We start from the raw sequence: 21,935 nt of genomic DNA on the forward strand, positions 1-21,935 counted from the left end.
ATCAATCGAGTTGAGTCGCCATGAGCGAGATGGCATTGACCGCCGCAACAGTGACAGGGCTGCCGCCTTTTCGCCCGATGTTCGTAATGAATGGAATATCCAGCTTCGCCAATTCGGCTTTGGATTCTTCGGCAGATACAAAGCCGACCGGCATTCCGATAACAAGTCCGGGACGTGCTTCCCCATTTTTCACAAGACGAATCAATTCCAGCAGGGCAGTCGGGGCATTACCGATCGCAAAAATGCCGCCTTCCGCTTCCTTTACAGCTTTCTGCATGGAGATAATCGCACGGGTCAAGTTCTGCTTTTTCGCTTCAGCCATGACATCCGGGTCGGAAATATAGACACGGACATCTCCGCCGTATTTTTCAATCCGCGGCTTACTTACGCCGACTTGCACCATCTGGACATCCGCAACAAGCGGCTTTCCGCTGCGGATCGCTTCGATGCCGGCACGGATGGCGTCTGGATGGAAGACCAGGCTTCTGCCTAGGTCGAAATCGGCCGAAGCATGAATGACCCGCTGGACGACCGGATACTGTTCTGCTGTAAAGGGATGGTCCCCCAGTTCGTCTGTGATGATTTTAAAGCTCAAATCCTCGATTTCCTGCGGCTGGATTGTCGCCGGTTTAAACTCTGTCTGGAAATTCATTTCACACTCTCCTCCAATGTCGTTTGTAGTTGTTCAATAAGCGGGGCGAATGAAGAATAGACCTCGCCGTAATCGATTTTCGGACGACGGATCATGACGACGGGAATCCCCAGTTCCAGCGCGGCCTCTACTTTTTCATCCACCGATCCGACTTTCCCGCTCTCTTTCGTCACCATTAGGGTTACGTCAAATTGTTGATAGAGTGCCCGGTTCAGCTCATACGAAAAGGGGCCTTGAATCGCGACGATGTTTTTCTGTTCAACACCGAGTGCCGCGCATTTCTCCATATTGTCCAGGCGGGGGAGCATCCGGGCGATGAGGCGGACACCTTCTACACCGATAAGCTTTTTGGCGAACGTCTCCAATGTTTTACTGCCGGTCGTAAGCATGATATTGCCCTTCCGTTCCAGTGCGACGTCGGCCGCCTCTTCGTAAGTGGCAACGGAGACGACTCGATCGTCGTACTGATCGATCTGCTCGCGTTCATAACGGAAATAGGGGACTCCTGCGTTTGTCGCCGCTTCAATCGCGTTTTTGGATGCTTCTTCTGCGAACGGGTGGCTTGCGTCAACGATGGCTTTCATATTTTCTTCCTGGATGATTGCAGCCATCTCTTCGGCAGTCAGTCTTCCGATATGGACACGGAGGCCCGCTTCCAAGAGGGCATAGCTTGCATTTTCCGTCACTACCGTCGTGAGTGGATCAAAGCCTTTTTCTTTTAATTCGATCGCCAATTCCCGGGCATCGCTCGTTCCCGCTAAAAACAGAATCACGGTGCGACCTCCTCGTGTGCATGATGATGATGGTGGTCATGGACATGGTCATGGTCGTGATCATGATGGTGGTGATGATGGACGTCCATATGTTCCAGAGCATGCAGGCGGAATTCGCAGACATCGCAGTTCAATTTGGCCGCGCCAAGCAACGCTTCTTCCACACGGTCTTGGAACACATCCTTCACTTCATCCCGGAAACCGAAGTAGTCGGTCATCTGCAATTGATTCACAGGATATTGCTCTTTTAGCGCAGCGAGTTTATCATGCATGCGGTTCATCAGGACACCTGTGAAGAAAAGATAAGGGACGAGAAAAACCTGCTTCGCTCCGAGGGTGACGGCACGGGCCACCCCGTCTTCCACAGTCGGTTTCGTTACACCGATAAAGGCTGATTCAACAGGGAGATGGTCAAAACGTTCGGATAACAGGCGCCCGATTTTGTATAGATCGCTATTGGCATCAGGGTCGCTGGAACCGCGGCCGATGAGTAGGATGACGGCGTCTTCCGCTTCGTTCGTCAGCCCTTGTTCCCGTAAGCAGTTCTCCAGCATATCAATGATCCGATTGTGGATGCCGACCGGGCGTCCGTAATTGAACGTGACGGCTGGGTATTTGACTTTCGCTTCGTCGATGGCAGCAGGGATATGCAGTTTGGAGTGGCCCGCAGCCAGGAACATCATCGGAATGAGACTGACAGACGTCGCTCCGCGCTCGATGCAGCGGTCAATGCCTTGTGAAATATCGGGCTGGGCGAATTCGAGATAACAGGTTTCGATGATAGGTTCCGAGAATCTCGGCGTGATCTGGTCGACGAACTGAAGAATCTCCTTGTTTCCGTTCGGATCTTTACTGCCATGACCGACAAAAAGAATTGCTTGCATTTGTATTCCTCCGTTTCAATTTTGTTGGTTTTTGTTGGTGACAGTCACCAAGTCAATTCGGGAACAATTCCGAATAGTTTCCAAGTTGTGTAGGTGACTGTCACCTTAGCAAAGATCTGGTTCCAGGACGACTAATGTCGGCACTTCCTGGTACGGGAATCCTTGGATGTTTTGTACGCGCTTGAAGAATTTGTAGAATCGTTCGTTCGGCAGTCCTTCGTTCCGGAACTGCTCCACGATGGCTACAATGAGAGGGACAAGCTTTTCAGGCTCCAACCCTTCCACAACTGGAACGCCGACATGTGCATTGCGTCCCATCGCTTTCGCTCCGAGGAAGACGTCGAATTTCTTGCGGCGATAGACGATGCCGATATCTTCTGCAACTGCTCCATAGCAGGCCATGCCGCAACCGTTGAAGCCGATTTTCAGCTCTTTCGGCACACTGAGGCCGCCGAGTTTTTTCATTAACTCCTCCGCATAAGGAATCGGATCTTGCTTGTCTCCATCACAAAAATCGCAAGCTTTCACTTTGACGACATTGCCGGCAGGGGCGAGCAGCCATCCTTCTTGCTCCAAACGGGATGTGATTGCTTCTGGATCTTCGGTTTGCAATGAAATTTTAAATTCATGATCCGGTGTGTATTCGATTTCGCCGTTGTTGCCGACGATTTCCGCTAAAGCCGCCAGTTGGCTTGGAGACATCTTTTTATTGGCCACGCCAGGGGAGACAGTGAATTCAAATAGTCGGTGCTCTTGGAATAGCGGGCTGACCGCATCCGGTGCCGTGCCATCCAATTGAGCGAGTGCTTGTTCGGCCAGCTCTAAAACGCTATTGTTTTGAGGTTCGGCCAGCTCTAAAACGCTATTGTTTTGAGGTTCGGTTTGTATTAATTCAGTTTTTTTTTCCGCTAATACAGGCTCTTCCTCTTTTTCGCCGCCGTGCAACGCCCATGGCTCGTTCTCTTCTTTCAGCCGTTGATGCGGTTTTAACGGCTGTTTCTCTTCGCCGAGCGTATATTTACGCTGGTAGCCGCGAGGTGTGATGATTTTGCCATCGTACAGAAATGTCGTGCTATTTCCGATAATTACTGTCGTCAGCATGCCGATGTCATGATCCAACATATGCTCGAGGTCGGTGATGACGATGTGCTGCCGGTCCCGATAGGCGCTTTTGACAAGGCCGACCGGAGTTTGAGGCGAACGGTATTGGAGCAGGATCCTTTGCGTTTCCTCGATTTGACGTGTCCGTCTGCCGCTTTTCGGGTTGTAGAGCGCGATGACAAAGTCGGCCATAGCCGCCGCTTCCACCCGCTTTTTAATCCATTCCCATGGGGTCAAATGGTCGCTCAAGCTAATCGTGCATGAATCATGCATGACCGGAGCGCCAAGAAGGGAAGCGCATGCTTGGATAGCGGAGACGCCTGGAACGACTTCCAACCCGACGCCCGTCTCTTCATTCCATCCTTTTTCGACAAGCACTTCGTAAATCAGGCCCGCCATGCCGTAAACTCCGGCATCGCCGCTTGAGATGACCGCGACGGTATGTCCGGCTTCCGCCAGTTTCACCGCTTCCTGTGCACGACCCACTTCTTCCGTCATGCCGGTGCTGACGATTTGCTGCTCCGGTGTCAGCAGATGGCGAATCAACTCGACATATGTTTTGTAGCCGATGATAACGTCGCATTCCGCAAAAGCATCCCGGGCCCGCTGCGTCATATGCTGCTCACTTCCAGGACCAAAACCGATTGCAATCAATTTACCTTTCTTCATCCTGCATCCTCCTTTAATGTATCGAAAATGAAAATAAAAAAAGCATCTCCAACCAGGGATGGTTAGAAATGCTTTTGTTTTCAACGAATGGAAAGTGTGAAAACCGTACAGTCCTAACACTTCCCCATTTCCCGTAGGTCAAGCAGTGCTGTTAGAAAAGGCAGGTCTCCTGACTTATGGTCATCGTTTTCCGCTCCTTCCCGTCTGAGACAGTGGATTCTGCGGAAAACTACCAAATTACAGTGGCGGGACCGTGCCGGATTTACACCGGACTTCCCTTTTAAGCGCAACCAAGGCGCACCTTTTCCCGTTCATATGAAATTTAGTAACCTTGTAATCTATACTCAGTATTCATAACTTTACTGCAATTGTCAACCCGCTTTGAAAAATCAATGATGCCTTGGCGCAATTTGCCGCGGAGTAATTTGGACTATTTGAGAGTTCCCTAAATAGCCGCCTCTAGTCTCCGAAGACTTTATTCAAGACGAAGGCGAGGGGAGGGGCCTCTTTGTCCGCCGCTCCGCTTGCGGGATAAATAATTTAATGGGCCGGAAATGCGGAAAGGTACGTAATGTGAATATGGCCGGTCTTCGGGTGTTGTTCAATCTCTGCATTCACTTGGAAAACGGTAGCCAACATTTCTGCGGTCAACACTTCTTCGGGCGTCCCGGAACGGACGATTTGCCCATCTTGCACCACATAAATCCGATTGCAATACGTGGCCGCGATATTCAGGTCATGCAGAGCGGAAATAACCGTCAGTTGAAGACTTTTTGCCAAATCCATCACCTGAAGCTGGTGATGAATGTCAAGGTGATTGGTCGGCTCGTCCAAGATTAATATTTTGGCCTGCTGGGAAATGGCTCTGGCAATAAGGGCGCGCTGTTTCTCTCCACCCGACAGTGTGGCGAATCCTCGTTCCCTTTTATCAATAAGCCCGACTTGCATCAGTGCATGATCGACGATGTCTCTGTCCGACTGGCTGTCCAAGTCGAACCATTTTTTATGGGGAGCCCTTCCCATCAGCACCATTTCTTCGACGGTAAAGTCGAATGACAAAGCTCCTTCTTGACTGACTACCGCCATCTGCTTTGCCAAACTTTTTGCCGAGAGGGTGGAAATATCCCGATCAGCGATGCTGATCGTTCCGCTTTGATGGGGGAGGGCGCGATAAATCGATTTCAAGATCGTGGATTTCCCACTGCCATTCGGTCCGATGATACCGATGAATTCACCTTCCCGGGCGTCGATCGAAATATGACGGGCAATCGGGATTTGATTAATGCACGTTGTCAAATCATCTACAAGAACACTCAAGATCCATCGCCTCCAAAAGAATAATCACTTTTTCTCAATAGCCAGATGAAGAACGGTCCGCCGCATAATGCGGTGATGATACCGATGGGCAGTTCTTCGGGTGCCACGGCAATCCGGGCGAAAACATCCGCCCAAATAATGAAGATGGCACCGACCAATGCGCTGACCGGCAACACTTTCCGATGATCCGCTCCGATTGCCAGACGGACGAGATGGGGAATCATCAATCCGACAAACCCGATCGCCCCGCTGACCGCAACGATGACTCCCGTCAATAAGGCCGTGACTATAATCAGTTCTTTCCGGAACCGATGCACGCTGATTCCAAGAGTGCCCGCCGTTTCTTCGCCGAGCAGCAATAAGTTGAGGGCCCGGAACCTCGCCAGCAGGTACAGTAGGCCGGCAAGCACTATTGGCGCGGGGATGACGAGATAACTCCATTTCGCTCCCGCCAAGCTTCCCATCATCCAAAACATGGCATTGCGGATCCCTTGTTCATTCGGCGCGGAGATGACGATATAACTGGTGACCGCTGATAAAATCATCGATACGACGACTCCAGCCAATAAAAGTCGAGTCGTTGTCAGCCGGCCCCCCACGTGGGCAATGAAATAGACGAAAATGATCGAGAGCAAAGCACCTCCGAAAGCGGCAACCGAAAGCGCATATTGGCCGAACATGCTGAACGCCCCGAACAGGATGACGACGGTAGCCCCGACCGAAGCACCGGAAGAGACGCCCAAAATATAAGGATCCGCCAAGGAATTTCGGACGAGTGCCTGTATTCCGACCCCGACGACCGCCAGCCCCGCCCCGACGACCCCGCCGAGCAGCACGCGGGGAAGGCGGATGTCCCAGATGATCCGTTCTTCAGGCCGACCCCAGTCGATGTCAAATAACGGGGAGGAAAGCGGCAGTTGATTCAATACAATTTTCCAGACGGTCAGAGGGTGGATGGAAACGGGCCCGATGATGACGGCCAACGTGATGGAGACCAACAGGAGGATGAATAGAGCGATAAAGACCGGCACAATGGCGACGGTCTTGGAACTGGCTGATTTGGCTCTTTGTTGCACTAGTGACATAGGATCCGTCCCTTTCCGGTCTTATTCGCAATTAGTTGGATGGGTTATAAAAGCCTTCGACGATCGTTTCCAGAGCCATAGGAATCCGTACACCTTCCGCGGCTGCAGAAAGAGGGACTACGACGAAGTGTTGCTCTTGGATAGCGGTCGTATCGGCCAACATGGATACGCTATTCAGAAAATCGATTTTCTGGTCAACGGTCGTATCGCCATAGTCGATGATGACGATGATTTCTGGATTTCGCTCCACGACCTCCTCCCAATTGACTTGTCCCCAATTCTTCTCAAGGTCGCTGAAAATATTGTCACCGCCTGCAATCGTGATGAGTTCATTCAAGAAATTTTGTCCGACGGTGAGGGCGGATGTATCGCCGCTATCGAAGACAAAGACCCGTTTCTTTTCATCGGAGACCGGGATGGTCTGTTTGATTTCCTCGATCTGCGACTTCATGTCGGAAATCAGTTTGGCCGAGCGATCCTCGACTCCGAAAATTTTCCCGATGTTGTCGATATCCGTGAAAATGTCATCAAGCTTGGGTCCGACGATTGTCGAGGACTGATGTAAATATGGGATGATCCCCTGTGCCAGCAGCTCCTCTTGCGTCCCCAGGCTGTCTTCTTTGAATGCACTGGCCCAACCGGCGTAGGCAAAGTCCGGATCCTTGCCAAGAAATATTTCTTTGGACGGGTAGGCATCTGCAAGGACGTCAATCTTCTCATAGGCCTCTCGGTATTCGGGCAGGATTTCATCATCGAGGTACGCGGTGCCCACCATATGATCTTCCAGACCGAGCGCCAACATCACTTCCGTGACATGCTGGTTCAGTGTGACGGCACGCTGCGGGACGTCGGCAATCGGCAGCTCCACTCCGTTATTTTCGATGGTGAGCATCTCTTGTTCAGCAGTTGAAGTCTCCTTATCCGCACCGTTCTCTACACCCTTGTCTGCACACCCACCGACCAGCAGCAAAAGCAGTAATCCCAATGCACTTAATTTTTGTTTTATCATAATTCCAATTCTCCTTCGCCTTGCGTAGTTATGCCAAAGGACGAGATCGATAGGCGAGAACTGATAAAAAATAAAAAGCGCATCTAACCGAAACAGGGTTAGAAACGCTATTGTATTCCATGTGAAAAAATGGATGAGCCGTCTTCTAACACTTCCCCATTTCCCGTAGGTCAAGCAGTGTCGCTGGAAAAGGCAGGTCTCCTGACTTATGACCATAGCTTTTCGCTCCTTCCCATCTTGGCAGATAGTGGATGTTTGCAAAAAACGGCCAGTTCACAGTGGCGGGACCGTGCCGGTTTTGCACCGGGCTTCCCTTTTAAACACGATGATCGTGTACCTTTTCCCATATCGTCTATTCGGTTTGGCAATCTATCAACAGTATTCAGAAATGCACGAGAAATGTCAATCCCTAAAAATATGAAGCTTGCCTTTCTCTGAACGGTCCGGCTATAATAAACCCAATTCATTGGATCCGATTGAAAATTGAATAACGATGAGATGTCAGGCGCTAATCCATAGCTTAATAGGGAATCCGGTTCAAATCCGGAACTGTCCCCGCAACTGTAAGTGTCGACGAAATGAGGAACATCCACTGTGCCGCTGTGCATGGGAAGGGCTCAAAGTAGGAGGAAGCACAAGTCAGGAGACCTACCTGCATCTCGAAGTTTCAAATCTCCGGGGGGTGAGAGTGGGACGATACATACTGACCGATTGCGCCTCGTAAGGACGCGTTCAAATGGAACCATTTTGTGTCGTTAAGCCAGCCCTTTTCCGTGAGTGGAGAAGGGCTTTTATTTTTGGATTTGGTGCTGCGTGGCTGGGTTGATGGACAGGCAGTGGCGTTCGGTAAAGGATTGCTTGCATTCACAGGTGGTTTGCTTGCATTCGCTTGCTGTTTGCTTGCATTCGGAGGTTGTTTTCTTGCAAGTTGTCGCGACTTGCTTGCGCTGGACTACTGTTTGCTTGCAATTGGTGTCTTTTTGACTAGGGGCGGGAGTGGTGCTATGCCAAATTCCGCGCGAAAGGCGAAGATGTTTCGGTTTTAATTCAAGGTGTACGGGTTTTGCCCGTGGGTGTGTGAGTTCGCTATGTGGATATGTCAGATTCCACGTAGGATTGCCGGATTGGCGATCCTTGTCGAACTATAAATTTAATAGGAGGATTTGATTCGATATGAAGAATTATATAAAACTATTGTTCGCTTGCGTATTGCTGCTTGGCATCGGGACGGCTTGTTCCAACGCCGCGACGACGCAGCCGGCTGCTGTTGCGGAAGAGAAACCGGAAGTGCCGGAGACGATTACATTCGAAGATTCGACAGGGAAGGAGTTCACTCTCGAACTTCCGCTGGAACGGGTCGTGGTCATCAATCGCAATACGGCCGAGGCGTTGAAAGTCTTAGGAGTGGACAAAGAGATTATCGCGACAGGAGATACGACGCTTGAGAATAATCCGTATCTTGGTTTCGAAGATCGCCCGGATGTCGGGAAAACAAGTGAAATCAATTTTGAGACGATTCTTAGTTTGAATCCACAAGTCGTTTTTACCTTTACGAACCGGCCGGATTCCACGTTGGAAGAGAAACTGGAGCCTGCGGGAATTCAAGTTGTCCGGATTAATAATTACCTTCCGGAATCGATGGATGAAGAACTGCAATTGCTCGGAAAGTTATTCGGCAAGGAGGAAAAGGCCGCGGAATTTTTAACCTGGAAACATGGAATTGAAGAGTTGCTGGAAAAACGGGTCGCGGACATTCCAGATGATGAAAAGAAAACAGTCATGGCGCTTTCGGTAGGGGCTCTCAATTCTCAAGGGGCTTATCAAGTGTTTCCGAGTCAGTCATTGGACGGGAAACCGGGTGTCGGGGAAGGCGTTGCCACGTTACTGGCGGGCGGTATCGATGCCGCAGACTTACAATGGGATCCGAGTGAAGCATCGACAACCATCCGTGTCGATGAAGAATATGTATTGGAACGGAATCCGGAAGTGCTGACTCTCCATGGAACATGGCTGGGCGGTTATGAAACGACTGATTTCACAGAGTATGAAGAAGTCTATCAGCATTTGCTGAACACAACGTCGATTCCAAAACTGTCAGCGGGGAAGACGGAGGATGTGTACATTTTCCATACAAATATCATCGGATCGGATAAACGATATATCGGAACTCTTCAACTGGCAAAATACTTATATCCCGAGCGCTTTGAAGATATCGATCCCGATGCTTACTTGAAAGAGTACTTTGAAAAATGGCTCGGTGTTGAGAATCAAGGGATCTGGTACTACACACCAACTGAAAAGGATTAAAAAATGAAGGAAGGAACAGTCGTTGCTCACTATCAGCATTCTGTAAAAAGAAAGGTTTTAATACTAGTTTTACTGACGGCTATATTGCTTTGCTCCGTCCTCTACTCTGTAAGCGTCGGAACTGTTTCCATTCCGCTGAAGGAATTGATCGGGATCGTTACACAGAGCGGCGAGGGATCGATGAATGCGTATATCGTCTATGAAATCCGCCTGCCCCGCATTGTCATGGCAATTATTACAGGGATGGCCTTGGCAAGTGCGGGAGTGATCATGCAGGTTTTATTGCGGAATCCTTTGGCGAGTCCGTTTACGCTTGGCGTATCGAGCGGAGCTTCGTTCGGAGCGGCGCTTGCCATCGTGCTCGGCACAAGCGTTTTCGGAATAAATTTGACGGCAGGAAATCAATGGATGATTGCGCTCAATGCGTTTGTCTTCGGCTGTTTGTCCGTCTTTCTCGTATACGGAATATCCCGGATGAAAAGCGGTTCGACGACGGTATTATTGTTGGCGGGAGTGGCGATCGGTCAATTGTTTTCGGCCGGGGTTTCTGCATTGAAGTATTTCTCGAATAACGAGGCACTGAAGGATCTCGTTGTGTGGTTGATGGGCGGCTTTTGGGGATCCAATTGGCAAGTGATTCAATTTTTGGTGCCATTGGTTTTCGTGTCATTCCTCATTCTTTTGAAGTTCTCTTGGGATTTGAATGCGCTCAGTTCGGGAGAGGAAGTGGCGAAGACGTTGGGGGTCAATGTGAAGAGACTTCGAATTGCCGCGTTGTTCCTCGTCACGCTCGTTGCTTCTGCCACGATCGCTTTCACCGGCATCATCGGATTCATCGGCCTGGTGGCACCGCATATCGGCAGGATGATTATCGGGGTGGACAACCGGTATTTGCTGCCGTGCGCCTGCTTAATGGGGGCCATCATCCTGCTGTTATCCGATACATTTGCGCGTACAGTCCTGTCCCCGATTGAAATCCCGGTCGGCATTATCACATCTGCGATCGGGGCGCCGTTTTTCATTTGGCTGCTTGTTCAAAAAAGAAAGGATTATTGGGCGTAAGGGGGGAAGCTTTGTGACTTTAAAAATCAATAATTTATCGATGTTCCTTGGGAAGCGGCAAGTGTTGAAAAATATTAGCGCCCAATTTAATCAAGGGGAGATTGTCAGTATCATCGGCCCAAACGGCGCTGGCAAATCCACTTTGCTCAAATGCCTCGCCACCATTTATAAAACGGCAAAAGGGGCCATTACGATCAATGGCCGGGACATCACGACTATCCCATCCAGAGAACTAGCCACTTTAATCGGCTTCGTCCCCCAGCATTCGACAAGCCATTTTCCCTTGACCGTCATGGAAACGGTCATGCTCGGGAGGAAGCCTTACATTAAATGGGGCGTCCAACCTCGCGATTTGGAGGCAGTCGAAGCAGTGATGAAAACGCTGCATATCGACTCGATGAGTGCCCGATTTTTGGATGAATTAAGCGGAGGGCAACGGCAAAAAGTACTGTTGGCCAGAGCATTGGCGCAAGAGCCGACAATCCTGATGCTGGATGAGCCGACTTCGGCATTGGATATGAAGCATCAATTGGAAGTGCTGGAATTGGTCAAGCAGTTTGCAGAGGACCAGCACCATTTGATCATCCTGGTGCTCCATGACCTGGAATTGGCCTCCCGTTATTCGGATGTCCTTGTTTTATTGAAAGAAGGGGAAATTCACACAGTCGGCAAGCCGGAAGATGTATTGACTGTCGACAATTTGGCATCGGTCTATGGCGTTGAATCCAAAATTGAGAAGGACGAGTATGGACATAAAATTACGGCGATCCAGCCGATCAGTGAGGGGGTTCTCCCGGTATGAAAATTGATGTGACAGGTAAAGTCGATTTCGCAGAAATGTGGCGGGAAGGCATTAAAGACTGGGACGGCAATTTGCCGGAGCGGATGGTCAATGACGACTTGGAAGAGTCGTTTTGGGAGCAGATGATGGAGCGGAAATCAGGCGTGGACGCGTACAGCCTCTCGATCAGCGAAGAATTGCTTACGCTTGTCGGGCAAAAGGATAAGGTGCTGGAAATCGGACCGGGCTGGGGCAATTATACGTTTTCATTGGCGCAACATGCCCGGCACATCACATGCGTGGACAGCTCCGCCAGTGTCCTTGCCTATTTGAAAGAGGAAAGCGGAGGAAAAGGGCTGACCAACTTGGATTATGTCCATTCCAAATGGGAGGATTTTCAGGCGGAAAAAGCCTATGACGTCGTCTTTGGAATGAACTGCTTTTACCGCATGTTCGACATTGCGGAATCGATGCGGACGATCGATCGGGCGGCGAAACGATTGGCGATCGTCGGCATGACATCGGGCCCGCTCGCGCCGCACTATACAGATCTGCAACAATCGGGCTATGCGTTGAAGATGCCAAGGCGGGATTATATTCATCTGATCAATGTTCTATACGAACTCGGCATATACGCGAATTGCCGCATCATACCATTGACGAGGACGAACACATATGAGACGTACGATCAATTGCTGACGGCGAACCGGAGCAGATTTCCCGACGATTCAATCGATCCGCGGGTGCTCGGAGAGGCGCTGGATCGATATGTAGTCTACGAGAACGGCAAATATATATATTCGTATCCATTCCACAGCGCATTAATATATTGGACACCGGGAAGGGGAAATTAAAATGGCGACATGGGATTTATCGTCAACTTGTGCACATGTGTTAATTTGCAATGGTTCGAGCTGTTTGAAGAAGCAGGGGGAAGAAATGACAGTAGCCATCCGCGAAGCTTTGACGGAGCAAGGATTGGACGACCGCGTGCATACGGCGCGGACAAAATGCCAAGGACGTTGCAAAGACGCACCGACTGTCATCGTTTATCCGGAAGGGACCTGGTATCAGAAACTGACGCCGGAAGAGGCGGGGCCTTTGGCAGCGGCGATCGGCAAGGGGGAACGGTTGCTTGAAAAGGTGAGCCATACGTTCAATGGCTTAGGTTTCGACCGGCATAATGAGGCACCGGTTGGAATCAAGAAGACGGAAGAGAAGTTGAAGGCTGTATCGAAATAGGTGCCGCCGGGTACTATTCTTGAACATTCCTCGCAGAAAAGTGATTGCAGAAAGAACAGAGGTGTCCAGAAAATCGAGGATACGACTTTTTGGACACCTCTCAAGGTTTGGGCGTGAATAAATTCATTATTTACGGTGCCAAGGTTGATTACAACGGTCGGTTTTCAAATGGTGGTTCTACTGGTTTCGGCCCTACATTGGAATTGTCTAGGGCTGGCGTCTGTTTTCTTGCAAGTTGATAAAGGGCGGCAGCGACAGTTTTCGCTACGTTGTCCATTTTTTCTTTGCTGATTTTGTCGATTGTATCGGTTGGCTGGTGATATTCGGGCTCAAGCGGTGCATAAGTAAACACTGCTGACGGAATGCCGGCATCATGGAACGGTTGATGATCGCTTCGACCAACCTTACCGTAAGTAAGTGGCTCGTACACTCGTAAACTTGCGGATGCCCCTGTGTTTGTAATAATATTTCTTTGGCCATCCACAGTGAACATAATCATTTCACCTGCATTTTTACTGCCAACCATGTCAAAGTTGAACATCCCTACCGAGCGCGACTTTTCATCTTCAGTTAAGGTAGATACATAATGCCTGGATCCTAATAATCCAAACTCCTCTGCGCCGAACGTCAAGAAGCGAATCTCTGTAGTTGTTGGCATGTTACTGATGACTCGGGCAATTTCAAGGTTTACTCCAACACCGGACGCATTATCACTTGCGCCAGGTACTCCAGGAACGGAGTCGTGGTGGGATCCAAGATAAAGAATTTCCCCTGTTGCATGATTTTTATGCGGCGCTTTAGTCGCAATGACATTATGAGACGTAAATGTCACGAGCTCCCCGTCGATCCGTCTTTGAAATTCGAAAGGCTGGATTTCAACATCCAAGCCGTATGATTCATACTGGGATACGATATAGTCAACAGCTTGTCTTTCTCCTTCTGTGCCAGCGACACGAGGACCGATGTTTACAGATAGCTCATGCACATGTTCATAAATTTTTTCTTTATCAATCTTTTTAACGATTTTGTTGTCCATGGCCTGTGATGCTTGTTGATTCGGTGGAGCCGCATTGGCCGTAGCCGGCAAAAATACGAATGCCACAGCCATAAGTAGAGACAAAAGCAACCTCGAAGATTTCTTCATCTAATTCCCTCCAATACTATGATAGACAATCACCTAACTAGCAGGTATTTTTAATCTACCATAAATCGAATTATCTGAAAGGTGGAAAAAGTAGCATTGGTTTTATGAAGGGTACACCAAAAAATCCTAACTGCTTAAAGTTCAATGGATTATTAGAATCTAAGTGGATACAATTTTACCTCTTATTGGAATTTAATTAATTCTATGCAACGTAAAAGTATGAGAATTGACCTATTTATAGATTGGTTTCGAATATTTCATCTAGTAAGTGCTGGGCACCCGTGCGCAGGTTCCAACAAAGTGCCGTTGGTTTCCAACCAATTCGAGGAGGTGTCCAACGACCGGGACGGGTTGTCCCACGAAGCCTGGGTTTTCCAACGAACCAGATGAGTTGTCCAACAAAGTGCCGTTGGTTTCCAACCAATTCGAGGAGGTGTCCAACGACCGGGACGGGTTGTCCCACGAAGCCTGGGTTTTCCAACGAACCAGATGAGTTGTCCAACAAAGTGCCGTTGGTTTCCAACCAATTCGAGGAGGTGTCCAACGACCGGGACGGGTTGTCCCACGAAGCCTGGGTTTTCCAACGAACCAGATGAGTTGTCCAACAAAGTGCCGTTGGTTTCCAACCAATTCGAGGAGGTGTCCAACGACCGGGACGGGTTGTCCCACGAAGCCTGGGTTTTCCAACGAACCAGATGAGTTGTCCAACAAAGTGCCGTTGGTTTCCAACCAATTCGAGGAGATGTCCAACGACCGGGGCGGGTTGTCCAACGAAGCCTGGAGGACAAAAAAAAGTGCCCGATACCCGAGTGTTCGGGTGCCTGGCACCTTACTTGGCCCTAGTTCACCAACCCTTGCTGAAAAGCGTAAATGACCGCTTGTGTGCGGTCTTGCACTTCCAACTTCGACAACAGATTGCTGACGTGGGTCTTCACCGTCTTCAGGGCGATGAATAATTCATCTGCGATTTCCTGGTTTGTTTTCCCTTTCGCCAGCAGGAGCAGGATCTCCATCTCCCGTTCCGTCAGGTCGTCATGAAGGGCGTGTTCGTTCCCTGATCGCATTTTCTGCATCATCTTCGTGGTCACTTCGGGTTCCAGTACGGTTTGCCCTTTCAAGGTTTCCCGGATGGCTTCTGCAATCCGCTTGGCATTCGATGTCTTCAATATGTAGCTGATAGCCCCGGCTTCGAGGGCGGGGTACACTTTATCGTCATCCAGGAAACTCGTGACGATGACGATTTTCGCTTCCGGCCATTCTCGGATGATGGCAGCAGTCGCTTCCGCTCCGTTCATCTCGGGCATCACCATATCCATTAAAATGATGTCGGGGCGCAAGGCGAGCGCTTTTTCCACGGCTTCCCGCCCATTGACCGCTTCTCCGATGACTTCCATATCCGGCTGGATCTGCAAATAGGCGGATACTCCGATACGCACCATTTCATGGTCATCCACTAACAGGATCCGAATCATATGCCTCTTCTTCCCCTTTCCTTGCAGGTATTTTCACTTCCACAATCGTTCCTTGAGAAGGGACGGAGACGATTTTGCACGTACCCCCGATTTCAATGGCCCGCTCTTTGACGTTTTGCAAACCGTAGGATCCGCCTTTGCCGTCATTTTCCTTGAAGCCGACGCCGTTATCCTGCACCCGGAAAATGGCCAGATGATCCCGTTCGATGAACAGCACATCGACTTCGGTTGCTCGAGCATGACGGAGCGTATTGGATAGCGTTTCCTGCGCAATGCGGAATAAATGATCTTCCGCTCCTTTCGACAAGGTGACTTCCTCCAGACGGTAGCGGATATTGAAATTCACTTTCTCTTTTAATTCGACCAATAGTTCTTCCAAGCCTGCCGCAAGCGATTTGTCGTTGAGCGCGGCCGGACGGAGATGAAGCAGCAATGCCCGCATTTCGAGTTGAGCCTGTTGGACGATTCGCTCCACTTGGCGAAGTGGCTTTTGAGATTCGGTGTCTTCCTCCTGTTCCGTGAGAGCGGATAGCAGCATCGATGCGGCGAAAAGCTGTTGGGACACGGAATCATGCAGTTCCCGGGCGAGTCGTTGCCGTTCCTGTACAATCCGCTCCTGAATCAGTTTATCTTGCGCCTCCGCCCGTTCGTCGGTAATCCGCTGCAAGCTTTTCCGCTGTGATTGGAGAACGGTGGACACCGAATCGATGGCTCGGTCAATCCGTGGCGTAAACGTTTCGTTCTGTTGCTCGCCTTGCTCATTTTCGAGCAGTCGGGTTAGCCGTTCCTCCATCGCTTTTTCTTTCGAACGTCCCAACACTCCTGTCCAGAGGGCGATGCCGAAGCCGAGGAGGAGCGTGGTCATCAAAATCCACCAACCGAGGGGAACGTCCGCGAACTGCATTTCATAAAAAGCGGACCAGCTATCATGCAATGGCAAGTCGAGAAGGAAATAGATATAGACGGCTGTGATTCCGGTCAATAAAACAGACAGGAACAAGCCGCGGCCGATGATTGCCTTCATTTTCGATTCACCTCGATATCCCCGATCCAGGTCGACAACGTGATGATCAGTTCCGCGTCGTCATCCCGTTTCCCTTCATAACTATCTTGCATGCGAAGACTTTCATTGATTAAACGCTTCTTATATAAATCAAAAATCCGCGCATCCCCGAACAGGGTCGTGTAGTGGATGCGGACCGGGATTTCATAAGGGAGATCGATCTTGATTTTCCCGATGCCTTGTCGGACTGAAATGAAGGAGGTCCTTTTTGGCAGTACTGTATCCGTCACATCGACGTGGATATCCCCGAAAACACCTTGGATATGGATATCTTCCCATTCATACGTGGAGAACGGGGACGATTGGACGGAAAATAATTTATTCTTCCAGATGCCATTCGGTGTTTCCCTGTGAAATTCCTTTAGGGGGCGGATGATTTCTTCGGAAGGCACGCCCATCCATAGCTTCCGCAGCACATAAACGAGGCCGACGAATATGAGCAAGCGTAAGCTCCAGAGGGTGAAGAGTGCCATGGCGATGAAAAACAGACCAAGGATAACCGTCCATTTGGAACGTTTGCGCATCCCGTAATAGAGAAGTCCGGCTCCAAGAAGGACGAACATGATATTTCCATTGTGGAAAAATGCCGCTTCGACAAAGACGAATAGGAGGAAGAGAAATCCCCAAAATGTGATTTTACTTGTGTCGATGGAATTCATTTTGCGTTTCCCCCTTCTTGATGTCGGACTTAGTAAGAGGAAGGCGGTCGCCTTCCTCTACCATTCTCTTCTAGTATTACACAATTTCCGCTTCTTTTGTCGTACTTTTTTCCAGTGACTCCAGGCGGCGTTCCATTGACGAGATTTCAAATTCCCGGTCGATTTTCCCACCGAGATCCTCGATATATTTCTTCATCTCGGCAGTCGAGCCCATTCCGCTCTCTTGCGTGCCAGGTGAGATGAATTGGTCCATCCGCCGGTGGGCACGCGTCACATTCTCTTTCCCCATCAGTTGGAGTTGGCGTACTTTCATATCTTTCACTTTATGTTTCATTTCCTCGAATTTCCGTTCCAATGACAATAATTCATAGGTCGTTTCGGAGATGCTTTCGGAAAGCTCCGCCGCCCTTGTTTCGTAGGCGAGCACTTCATCTTCCGCAAAATCGACCAAGTCCGCTTCGCCAGCCGCTTTTGCGAGCTCCAGCTGGCTTCGGCGTTTTTCTGTCATGTTTTCGGCTTCTTCCAACTCCTTCTGAAGCGCCGTTTTCAACTTGCTTTGCCGTTCGAGCAATTTGCCGATGGATTCCGTCTGTTTTTCCGCTTCACGAAGGTATTGGTTGAGCATGGCAATGGGGTTTTTGTTTTCCTTCTTGTCGAATAAAGTATGAAGATCCGCTTGTACGGAATATTTGAATCTGTTCCAAAGTGAGTTCATCTGATGTATCCTCCTCTTATTTGATAATTTCCTTCCATTGTCTTTCGAAGTTATCGAACGGATCACTCGTTTCGGCAATCACGTTGCTGTTCTCGGAACCTTTCCATTTGCGCAAAACGTAGAGGACGCCGATGAGGGCGATGATTCCAAAGAATGCTGGGACGTTTGTGATGGCTGTCAACAGGCCGATCAGCAGGACGCCTCCCCAAAACAGTTTGGATAAGGTGGATTCGCTTTTTTGCAGATGGTGGAATCCGGCGTAGGCGATCAGCACGGAAAAGGCGAGGCCGAGCATCGATCCAAGGTTCGTTAGGACGACAATCCCCGCAATGATGCCGAGGACGATGAGACCGAATTTTTTCATGTGTAGTACCTCCTTTTGTTTATACTTCGATAATACCGGGTTCCCGGAAATCCATGAACGGGCGGAAAACGGATTTTCCGCTACGTCTTAAGGCTGAGCGTACTCTAAGTAAAACCGCCAGATATCTATAAATTACGATAATTTACTTGTTTTTCAGAGGAAAAACAGGGGGAGATGCCGAAGAAGGAAGAGGGAAGAAGCATCTGCAAAGCCGATGTATAAAAATATTTTAATATTATGAGTGAATAATCATTCATTTCAGGAGGTCGATGGAGAAATGAGAGAAGTTGTCATTGTCGAAGGAGTCCGAACTGCGGTGGGAAGAAGGAGGGGAAGCTTTGCAGGTTATCGGGCTGATGAATTGGCCGCGATTGTCTTGGAGGAAGTCGTCAGACGGGCCGGCGTGGAGAAGGGGGACGTGGAAGACGTCATTTTAGGCTGTGTCACGCAATACAATGAACAAGCGATGAACATTGCACGCACTGCCGCTTTGATTGCCGGATTTCCAATCCACGTGCCGGGCGTGACGATCGATCGCCAATGCGGCTCCAGCCAGCAGGCGGTCCATTTTGCATCCCAGGCCATTGCGTCCGGAGATATGGATATCGTCATCGCGGGAGGTGTCGAGAATATGACGCGTTCCCCGATGTTTTCCAATATGGCAGAAGCCGAACCAAGCCCGAAGCTGACGGAAAAACATGAAATCATCAATCAAGGCCATTCCGCCGAGCGGATTGCGGAGAAATGGGGATTTTCACGCGAAGATCTGGACCGCTTTTCGATGGAAAGCCATAGACGGGCGCTGGAAGCAATCGCGGAAGGCCGTTTTCAAGATGAAATCGTGCCTGTTGAAGTCCCACAGGAGGACGGAACAATTCGGATGATGCAAGTTGATGAGGGGCCGCGCGAAGGCTCGACGATGGAAGTGCTCGGCGGATTGCCGACCGTGTTTGATGAAGAAGGTGTCATCACTGCAGGAAATGCGAGCCAGATGAGTGACGGGGCTTCGGCCGTCCTGCTCATGTCCCGCGAAAAGGCGGAAGAGCTTGGTCTCAAACCGCTTGCGCGCATCGTGGCCCGTTCGGTCGTCGGATCCGATCCGACTCTGATGTTGACAGGTCCGATTGAGGCGACAAAGAAAGTATTGTTGAAAGCCGGCTTGACGATTGCGGATATGGATACGTATGAGGTGAATGAAGCTTTCGCACCTGTACCGCTTGCTTGGCTGAAAGAAACGGGCGCGGATCCGGCGAAATTGAATCCGAATGGCGGTGCCATCGCACTCGGGCATCCGCTCGGAGCGACCGGAACGCGGATATTCGTTTCCATGCTCAATGAGTTGAAGCGGACGAACGGAAGATACGGGTTGATTGCTATTTGTGAGGGGATGGGCATGGCGAACGCCACAATCATCGAGCGTTTGGAGTAGGAATAAAGGTTTGAATTGCAAGAAAACATCAGTTGAGTGCAATTAAATAGTCGTTGAATGCAAGCAACCGATGCACGGGCGCAAGCAAATCAGCCGCGAACGCAAGGGAAATGATCTGGAGTGCAAGCGAACAAGAGGGGGGATTTCATATGGAAATGAAAGAAATCACAGCGATTGTAACCGGAGGGGCTTCAGGCCTTGGGGAGGCGACAATCAAGAGGATTGTTGCTGCAGGCGGGAGAGCGGCCATTTTCGACATGAATGAAGAGCGGGGCCAGGCGCTTGCCGAGGAGCTCGGGAATGACCGGGTCATCTTCCTGAAAACGGATGTGGCGGATGCCGGAAAAGTGGAAGCGAACGTGGCAAACGTCAAAGAGGTGTTCGGAAAAATCAACGCCGTGGTCAACTGTGCGGGAATCGCGACACCGGGGAAAGTGCTGTCAAAGCGCGGCCCGCTCGACTTGAGTCAATTTGAGCAAGTGATCCGTGTCAATTTGACCGGCACGTTCAATGTGATCCGTCTCGCAGCCGAAGCGATGCAGGATAACGAACCGAATGCAGAGGGGGAGCGCGGCATCATCGTCAACACCGCATCGGTTGCAGCGTACGAAGGGCAGATCGGACAAGCGGCGTATAGCGCTTCGAAAGGAGGCGTCGTCGGATTGACGCTGCCGATTGCACGCGAACTGGCATCGAGCGGCATCCGTGTCATGACCATCGCTCCGGGGTTGGTGGAAACACCGCTTTTCGCAGGCCTTCCGGAGGCGGCCCGTGAATCGCTCGCTGCGATGGTGCCGTTCCCACCAAGGCTCGGACGTCCGGAAGAGTATGCACAACTGGTAGAGAGCATTTTCACCAATGTCATGCTGAACGGAGAAGTGATCCGTTTGGACGGCGCCATCCGGATGCAGCCAAAATAAGGAGTGAGGGGAGACGCAGATGAGAAGATATCGTTTCGAGACGGATGAGCATGTACTATTCCGCGAGTCGTTGCGCAAATTCCTTGAAAAAGAAGCGGTTCCGAATTATGAGAGATGGGAGAATGAGCGGCTCGTCCCGGTCGCTTTCTGGAAGAAGCTTGGGGAGATGGGATACCTCTGTCCACAGGTCGATGAAAAATATGGCGGCCTGGGTCTCGATTTCAGCTTCGGCGTCATCATCGGCGAGGAGATGGAACGCGTCGGTGCGGGGCTGACCGGTGTCGGCCTGCATAATGACATCGTCGTGCCCTATATCGAATCGTATGCGACAGAGGAGCAGAAAGCGCGCTGGCTGCCGGGCTGCGTCACTGGGGATTATATTACTGCGGTCGCCATGACGGAACCGGGAACGGGCTCGGATTTGGCGAATATCAAGACGACCGCCATCCGGGACGGAGATCATTATATCGTCAACGGTCAGAAGACATTCATTACGAATGGCATCAACGGCAATCTTGTTCTCGTAGCGGTCAAAACGGATCCCGGGGCGGAGCCGAAGCATCGCGGCGTCAGCTTGCTGGTAGTCGAGGAAGGGACGCCGGGTTTTACGAAAGGACGGAAACTCGATAAGGTCGGCCTCCATTCGCAAGATACGGCGGAATTGTTCTTCGAGGATTGCAGGGTTCCGGCGGCCAATCTGCTGGGGGAAGAAGGGCAAGGCTTCCGCTATTTGATGGAGAAATTGCAACAGGAGCGGCTCGTCGTTGCCTTGGCGGCCCAGACCGCTTCGGAAGACATGCTCGAAATGACGCTAGAATACGTCAAGTCTCGCGAAGCGTTCGGGAAACCGGTCTCTTCATTCCAAAATACGCAGTTCAAGCTGGCGGAAATTGCGACGAAAGTGGAAATCGGAAAAGCGTTCGTCGAATCGCTCCTTGAAGATCATCTTGCAGGCAAGGACATCGTCACGAAAGTCTCCATGGGGAAATATTGGCTGACCGAAACGGCCCGGGAGATTTCCGTTGAATGCATGCAGCTGCACGGAGGCTACGGTTATATGGAAGAATATAAGATTGCAAGGCGGTATCGCGATATTCCGGTCACGTCGATTTACGCCGGGACGAATGAAATCATGAAAGTCATCATCGCGAAGAATATGGGGTTGTGAACTAGGCATATCGGCACCATTTCAGTCATAGGATTGTTCGTGAACCATGCTTAATCAGCTGGACTGTACTTTAGCAGGATGCCTCCGGCGGATGTAACTTGCCGAGGCATGATTGATGG

At 50.4% G+C, this 21,935-nt stretch carries 21 protein-coding genes and 3 riboswitches; of the genes, 8 read left to right on the plus strand and 13 right to left on the minus strand.

Going from position 1 to position 21,935, the window contains the following annotated elements; genetic code table 11:
- Nucleotide 1: 1 nt before the first annotated feature.
- The 7 genes from OXB_RS06405 to OXB_RS06435 form a co-directional block, all read right to left on the minus strand.
- Nucleotides 2-652, minus strand: coding sequence for a precorrin-8X methylmutase (locus OXB_RS06405; protein WP_041072818.1), 651 nt, complete (start codon nt 650-652; stop codon nt 2-4).
- Nucleotides 649-1,425 (minus strand): precorrin-6A reductase, encoded by a 777-nt coding sequence (cobK, locus tag OXB_RS06410; protein WP_041072819.1) that lies wholly within the window; start codon nt 1,423-1,425, stop codon nt 649-651. The genes OXB_RS06405 and cobK overlap by 4 nt, the downstream gene beginning before the upstream one ends.
- Nucleotides 1,422-2,309: a sirohydrochlorin chelatase gene (locus OXB_RS06415; protein WP_041072820.1), complete on the minus strand. Its 888-nt coding sequence runs from the start codon at nt 2,307-2,309 to the stop codon at nt 1,422-1,424. The genes cobK and OXB_RS06415 overlap by 4 nt, the downstream gene beginning before the upstream one ends.
- 105 nt (nt 2,310-2,414) lie before the next feature.
- Nucleotides 2,415-4,079 carry a precorrin-3B C(17)-methyltransferase gene (gene cobJ / locus OXB_RS06420; protein WP_041072821.1) on the minus strand — a complete coding sequence of 555 codons (1,665 nt, stop codon included), beginning with the start codon at nt 4,077-4,079 and terminating at the stop codon, nt 2,415-2,417.
- Nucleotides 4,080-4,221: 142 nt separating this feature from the next.
- Nucleotides 4,222-4,399: riboswitch (cobalamin riboswitch) on the minus strand.
- 220 nt (nt 4,400-4,619) lie between these two features.
- Nucleotides 4,620-5,396 carry an ABC transporter ATP-binding protein gene (locus OXB_RS06425; protein WP_041072822.1) on the minus strand — a complete coding sequence of 259 codons (777 nt, stop codon included), beginning with the start codon at nt 5,394-5,396 and terminating at the stop codon, nt 4,620-4,622.
- A complete protein-coding gene (locus OXB_RS06430) occupies nt 5,393-6,481 on the minus strand; it encodes a FecCD family ABC transporter permease (RefSeq protein ID WP_084212399.1) in 1,089 nt (362 codons plus the stop codon). Before OXB_RS06430 ends, OXB_RS06425 begins: the two co-directional genes overlap by 4 nt.
- 31 nt (nt 6,482-6,512) lie before the next feature.
- On the minus strand, nt 6,513-7,490 hold the full coding sequence (locus tag OXB_RS06435) for an ABC transporter substrate-binding protein (RefSeq protein WP_052483890.1): 978 nt from the start codon (nt 7,488-7,490) through the stop codon (nt 6,513-6,515).
- Between the two features lie 174 nt (nt 7,491-7,664).
- Nucleotides 7,665-7,846, minus strand: a riboswitch (cobalamin riboswitch).
- A gap of 129 nt (nt 7,847-7,975) precedes the next feature.
- Nucleotides 7,976-8,160: riboswitch (cobalamin riboswitch) on the plus strand.
- Between the two features lie 503 nt (nt 8,161-8,663).
- Here OXB_RS06435 and OXB_RS06445 point away from each other — a divergent pair.
- From OXB_RS06445 to OXB_RS06465, 5 genes are read left to right on the plus strand one after another with little or no spacing between them, the layout of a single operon-like run.
- Nucleotides 8,664-9,797 carry an ABC transporter substrate-binding protein gene (locus OXB_RS06445; RefSeq protein ID WP_041072827.1) on the plus strand — a complete coding sequence of 378 codons (1,134 nt, stop codon included), beginning with the start codon at nt 8,664-8,666 and terminating at the stop codon, nt 9,795-9,797.
- 3 nt (nt 9,798-9,800) lie between these two features.
- On the plus strand, nt 9,801-10,859 hold the full coding sequence (locus OXB_RS06450) for a FecCD family ABC transporter permease (RefSeq protein ID WP_041072829.1): 1,059 nt from the start codon (nt 9,801-9,803) through the stop codon (nt 10,857-10,859).
- A 13-nt stretch (nt 10,860-10,872) separates the two neighbouring features.
- A complete protein-coding gene (locus OXB_RS06455) occupies nt 10,873-11,661 on the plus strand; it encodes an ABC transporter ATP-binding protein (RefSeq protein WP_041072831.1) in 789 nt (262 codons plus the stop codon).
- A complete protein-coding gene (locus OXB_RS06460; RefSeq protein WP_041072834.1) occupies nt 11,658-12,494 on the plus strand; it encodes a class I SAM-dependent methyltransferase in 837 nt (278 codons plus the stop codon). The genes OXB_RS06455 and OXB_RS06460 overlap by 4 nt, the downstream gene beginning before the upstream one ends.
- Nucleotide 12,495: 1 nt before the next feature.
- Nucleotides 12,496-12,882, plus strand: a complete 387-nt coding sequence (locus OXB_RS06465; protein ID WP_041072836.1) for a (2Fe-2S) ferredoxin domain-containing protein — start codon at nt 12,496-12,498, stop codon at nt 12,880-12,882.
- A 148-nt stretch (nt 12,883-13,030) separates the two neighbouring features.
- On the opposite strand, the gene OXB_RS06470 is transcribed toward OXB_RS06465, so the two are convergent.
- The 6 genes from OXB_RS06470 to OXB_RS06495 form a co-directional block, all read right to left on the minus strand.
- Nucleotides 13,031-14,026: a M28 family peptidase gene (locus tag OXB_RS06470; protein ID WP_041072838.1), complete on the minus strand. Its 996-nt coding sequence runs from the start codon at nt 14,024-14,026 to the stop codon at nt 13,031-13,033.
- A gap of 839 nt (nt 14,027-14,865) precedes the next feature.
- A complete protein-coding gene (locus OXB_RS06475) occupies nt 14,866-15,498 on the minus strand; it encodes a response regulator (RefSeq protein ID WP_041072840.1) in 633 nt (210 codons plus the stop codon).
- Nucleotides 15,473-16,522: a sensor histidine kinase gene (locus tag OXB_RS06480; RefSeq protein WP_041072842.1), complete on the minus strand. Its 1,050-nt coding sequence runs from the start codon at nt 16,520-16,522 to the stop codon at nt 15,473-15,475. The genes OXB_RS06475 and OXB_RS06480 overlap by 26 nt, the downstream gene beginning before the upstream one ends.
- A complete protein-coding gene (gene liaF, locus OXB_RS06485; RefSeq protein WP_041072844.1) occupies nt 16,519-17,220 on the minus strand; it encodes a cell wall-active antibiotics response protein LiaF in 702 nt (233 codons plus the stop codon). The genes OXB_RS06480 and liaF overlap by 4 nt, the downstream gene beginning before the upstream one ends.
- Nucleotides 17,221-17,296: 76 nt before the next feature.
- Nucleotides 17,297-17,935, minus strand: a complete 639-nt coding sequence (locus tag OXB_RS06490; protein ID WP_041072846.1) for a PspA/IM30 family protein — start codon at nt 17,933-17,935, stop codon at nt 17,297-17,299.
- Between the two features lie 16 nt (nt 17,936-17,951).
- A complete protein-coding gene (locus OXB_RS06495; RefSeq protein ID WP_041072847.1) occupies nt 17,952-18,299 on the minus strand; it encodes a lmo0954 family membrane protein in 348 nt (115 codons plus the stop codon).
- 277 nt (nt 18,300-18,576) lie between these two features.
- Here OXB_RS06495 and OXB_RS06500 point away from each other — a divergent pair, with 277 nt between their 5' ends.
- From OXB_RS06500 to OXB_RS06510, 3 genes are all read left to right on the plus strand, one after another.
- Entirely contained in the window at nt 18,577-19,728 is a 1,152-nt protein-coding gene (locus OXB_RS06500) for a thiolase family protein (protein WP_041072849.1), read from the plus strand.
- A gap of 149 nt (nt 19,729-19,877) precedes the next feature.
- Entirely contained in the window at nt 19,878-20,648 is a 771-nt protein-coding gene (locus tag OXB_RS06505) for a 3-hydroxyacyl-CoA dehydrogenase (protein WP_041072851.1), read from the plus strand.
- 19 nt (nt 20,649-20,667) lie between these two features.
- The gene (locus OXB_RS06510) at nt 20,668-21,816 is read left to right on the plus strand and encodes an acyl-CoA dehydrogenase family protein (RefSeq protein WP_041072853.1); all 1,149 of its coding nucleotides are present in this window, start codon (nt 20,668-20,670) and stop codon (nt 21,814-21,816) included.
- Nucleotides 21,817-21,935: the final 119 nt, after the last annotated feature.

This window comes from Bacillus sp. OxB-1 (genome assembly GCF_000829195.1).
GTDB lineage: Bacteria > Bacillota > Bacilli > Bacillales_A > Planococcaceae > Sporosarcina.

What these genes read in the sequence shown, in the direction of transcription:
- OXB_RS06405 (WP_041072818.1), bottom strand. Translation starts at nt 652, where the DNA reads ATGAATTTCCAGACAGAGTTTAAACCGGCGACAATCCAGCCGCAGGAA.
- OXB_RS06415 (WP_041072820.1), bottom strand. Translation starts at nt 2,309, where the DNA reads ATGCAAGCAATTCTTTTTGTCGGTCATGGCAGTAAAGATCCGAACGGA.
- cobJ (WP_041072821.1), bottom strand. Translation starts at nt 4,079, where the DNA reads ATGAAGAAAGGTAAATTGATTGCAATCGGTTTTGGTCCTGGAAGTGAG.
- OXB_RS06430 (WP_084212399.1), bottom strand. Translation starts at nt 6,481, where the DNA reads ATGTCACTAGTGCAACAAAGAGCCAAATCAGCCAGTTCCAAGACCGTC.
- OXB_RS06435 (WP_052483890.1), bottom strand. Translation starts at nt 7,490, where the DNA reads ATGATAAAACAAAAATTAAGTGCATTGGGATTACTGCTTTTGCTGCTG.
- OXB_RS06445 (WP_041072827.1), top strand. Translation starts at nt 8,664, where the DNA reads ATGAAGAATTATATAAAACTATTGTTCGCTTGCGTATTGCTGCTTGGC.
- OXB_RS06450 (WP_041072829.1), top strand. Translation starts at nt 9,801, where the DNA reads ATGAAGGAAGGAACAGTCGTTGCTCACTATCAGCATTCTGTAAAAAGA.
- OXB_RS06460 (WP_041072834.1), top strand. Translation starts at nt 11,658, where the DNA reads ATGAAAATTGATGTGACAGGTAAAGTCGATTTCGCAGAAATGTGGCGG.
- OXB_RS06465 (WP_041072836.1), top strand. Translation starts at nt 12,496, where the DNA reads ATGGCGACATGGGATTTATCGTCAACTTGTGCACATGTGTTAATTTGC.
- OXB_RS06470 (WP_041072838.1), bottom strand. Translation starts at nt 14,026, where the DNA reads ATGAAGAAATCTTCGAGGTTGCTTTTGTCTCTACTTATGGCTGTGGCA.
- OXB_RS06475 (WP_041072840.1), bottom strand. Translation starts at nt 15,498, where the DNA reads ATGATTCGGATCCTGTTAGTGGATGACCATGAAATGGTGCGTATCGGA.
- OXB_RS06480 (WP_041072842.1), bottom strand. Translation starts at nt 16,522, where the DNA reads ATGAAGGCAATCATCGGCCGCGGCTTGTTCCTGTCTGTTTTATTGACC.
- liaF (WP_041072844.1), bottom strand. Translation starts at nt 17,220, where the DNA reads ATGAATTCCATCGACACAAGTAAAATCACATTTTGGGGATTTCTCTTC.
- OXB_RS06490 (WP_041072846.1), bottom strand. Translation starts at nt 17,935, where the DNA reads ATGAACTCACTTTGGAACAGATTCAAATATTCCGTACAAGCGGATCTT.
- OXB_RS06495 (WP_041072847.1), bottom strand. Translation starts at nt 18,299, where the DNA reads ATGAAAAAATTCGGTCTCATCGTCCTCGGCATCATTGCGGGGATTGTC.
- OXB_RS06500 (WP_041072849.1), top strand. Translation starts at nt 18,577, where the DNA reads ATGAGAGAAGTTGTCATTGTCGAAGGAGTCCGAACTGCGGTGGGAAGA.
- OXB_RS06505 (WP_041072851.1), top strand. Translation starts at nt 19,878, where the DNA reads ATGGAAATGAAAGAAATCACAGCGATTGTAACCGGAGGGGCTTCAGGC.
- OXB_RS06510 (WP_041072853.1), top strand. Translation starts at nt 20,668, where the DNA reads ATGAGAAGATATCGTTTCGAGACGGATGAGCATGTACTATTCCGCGAG.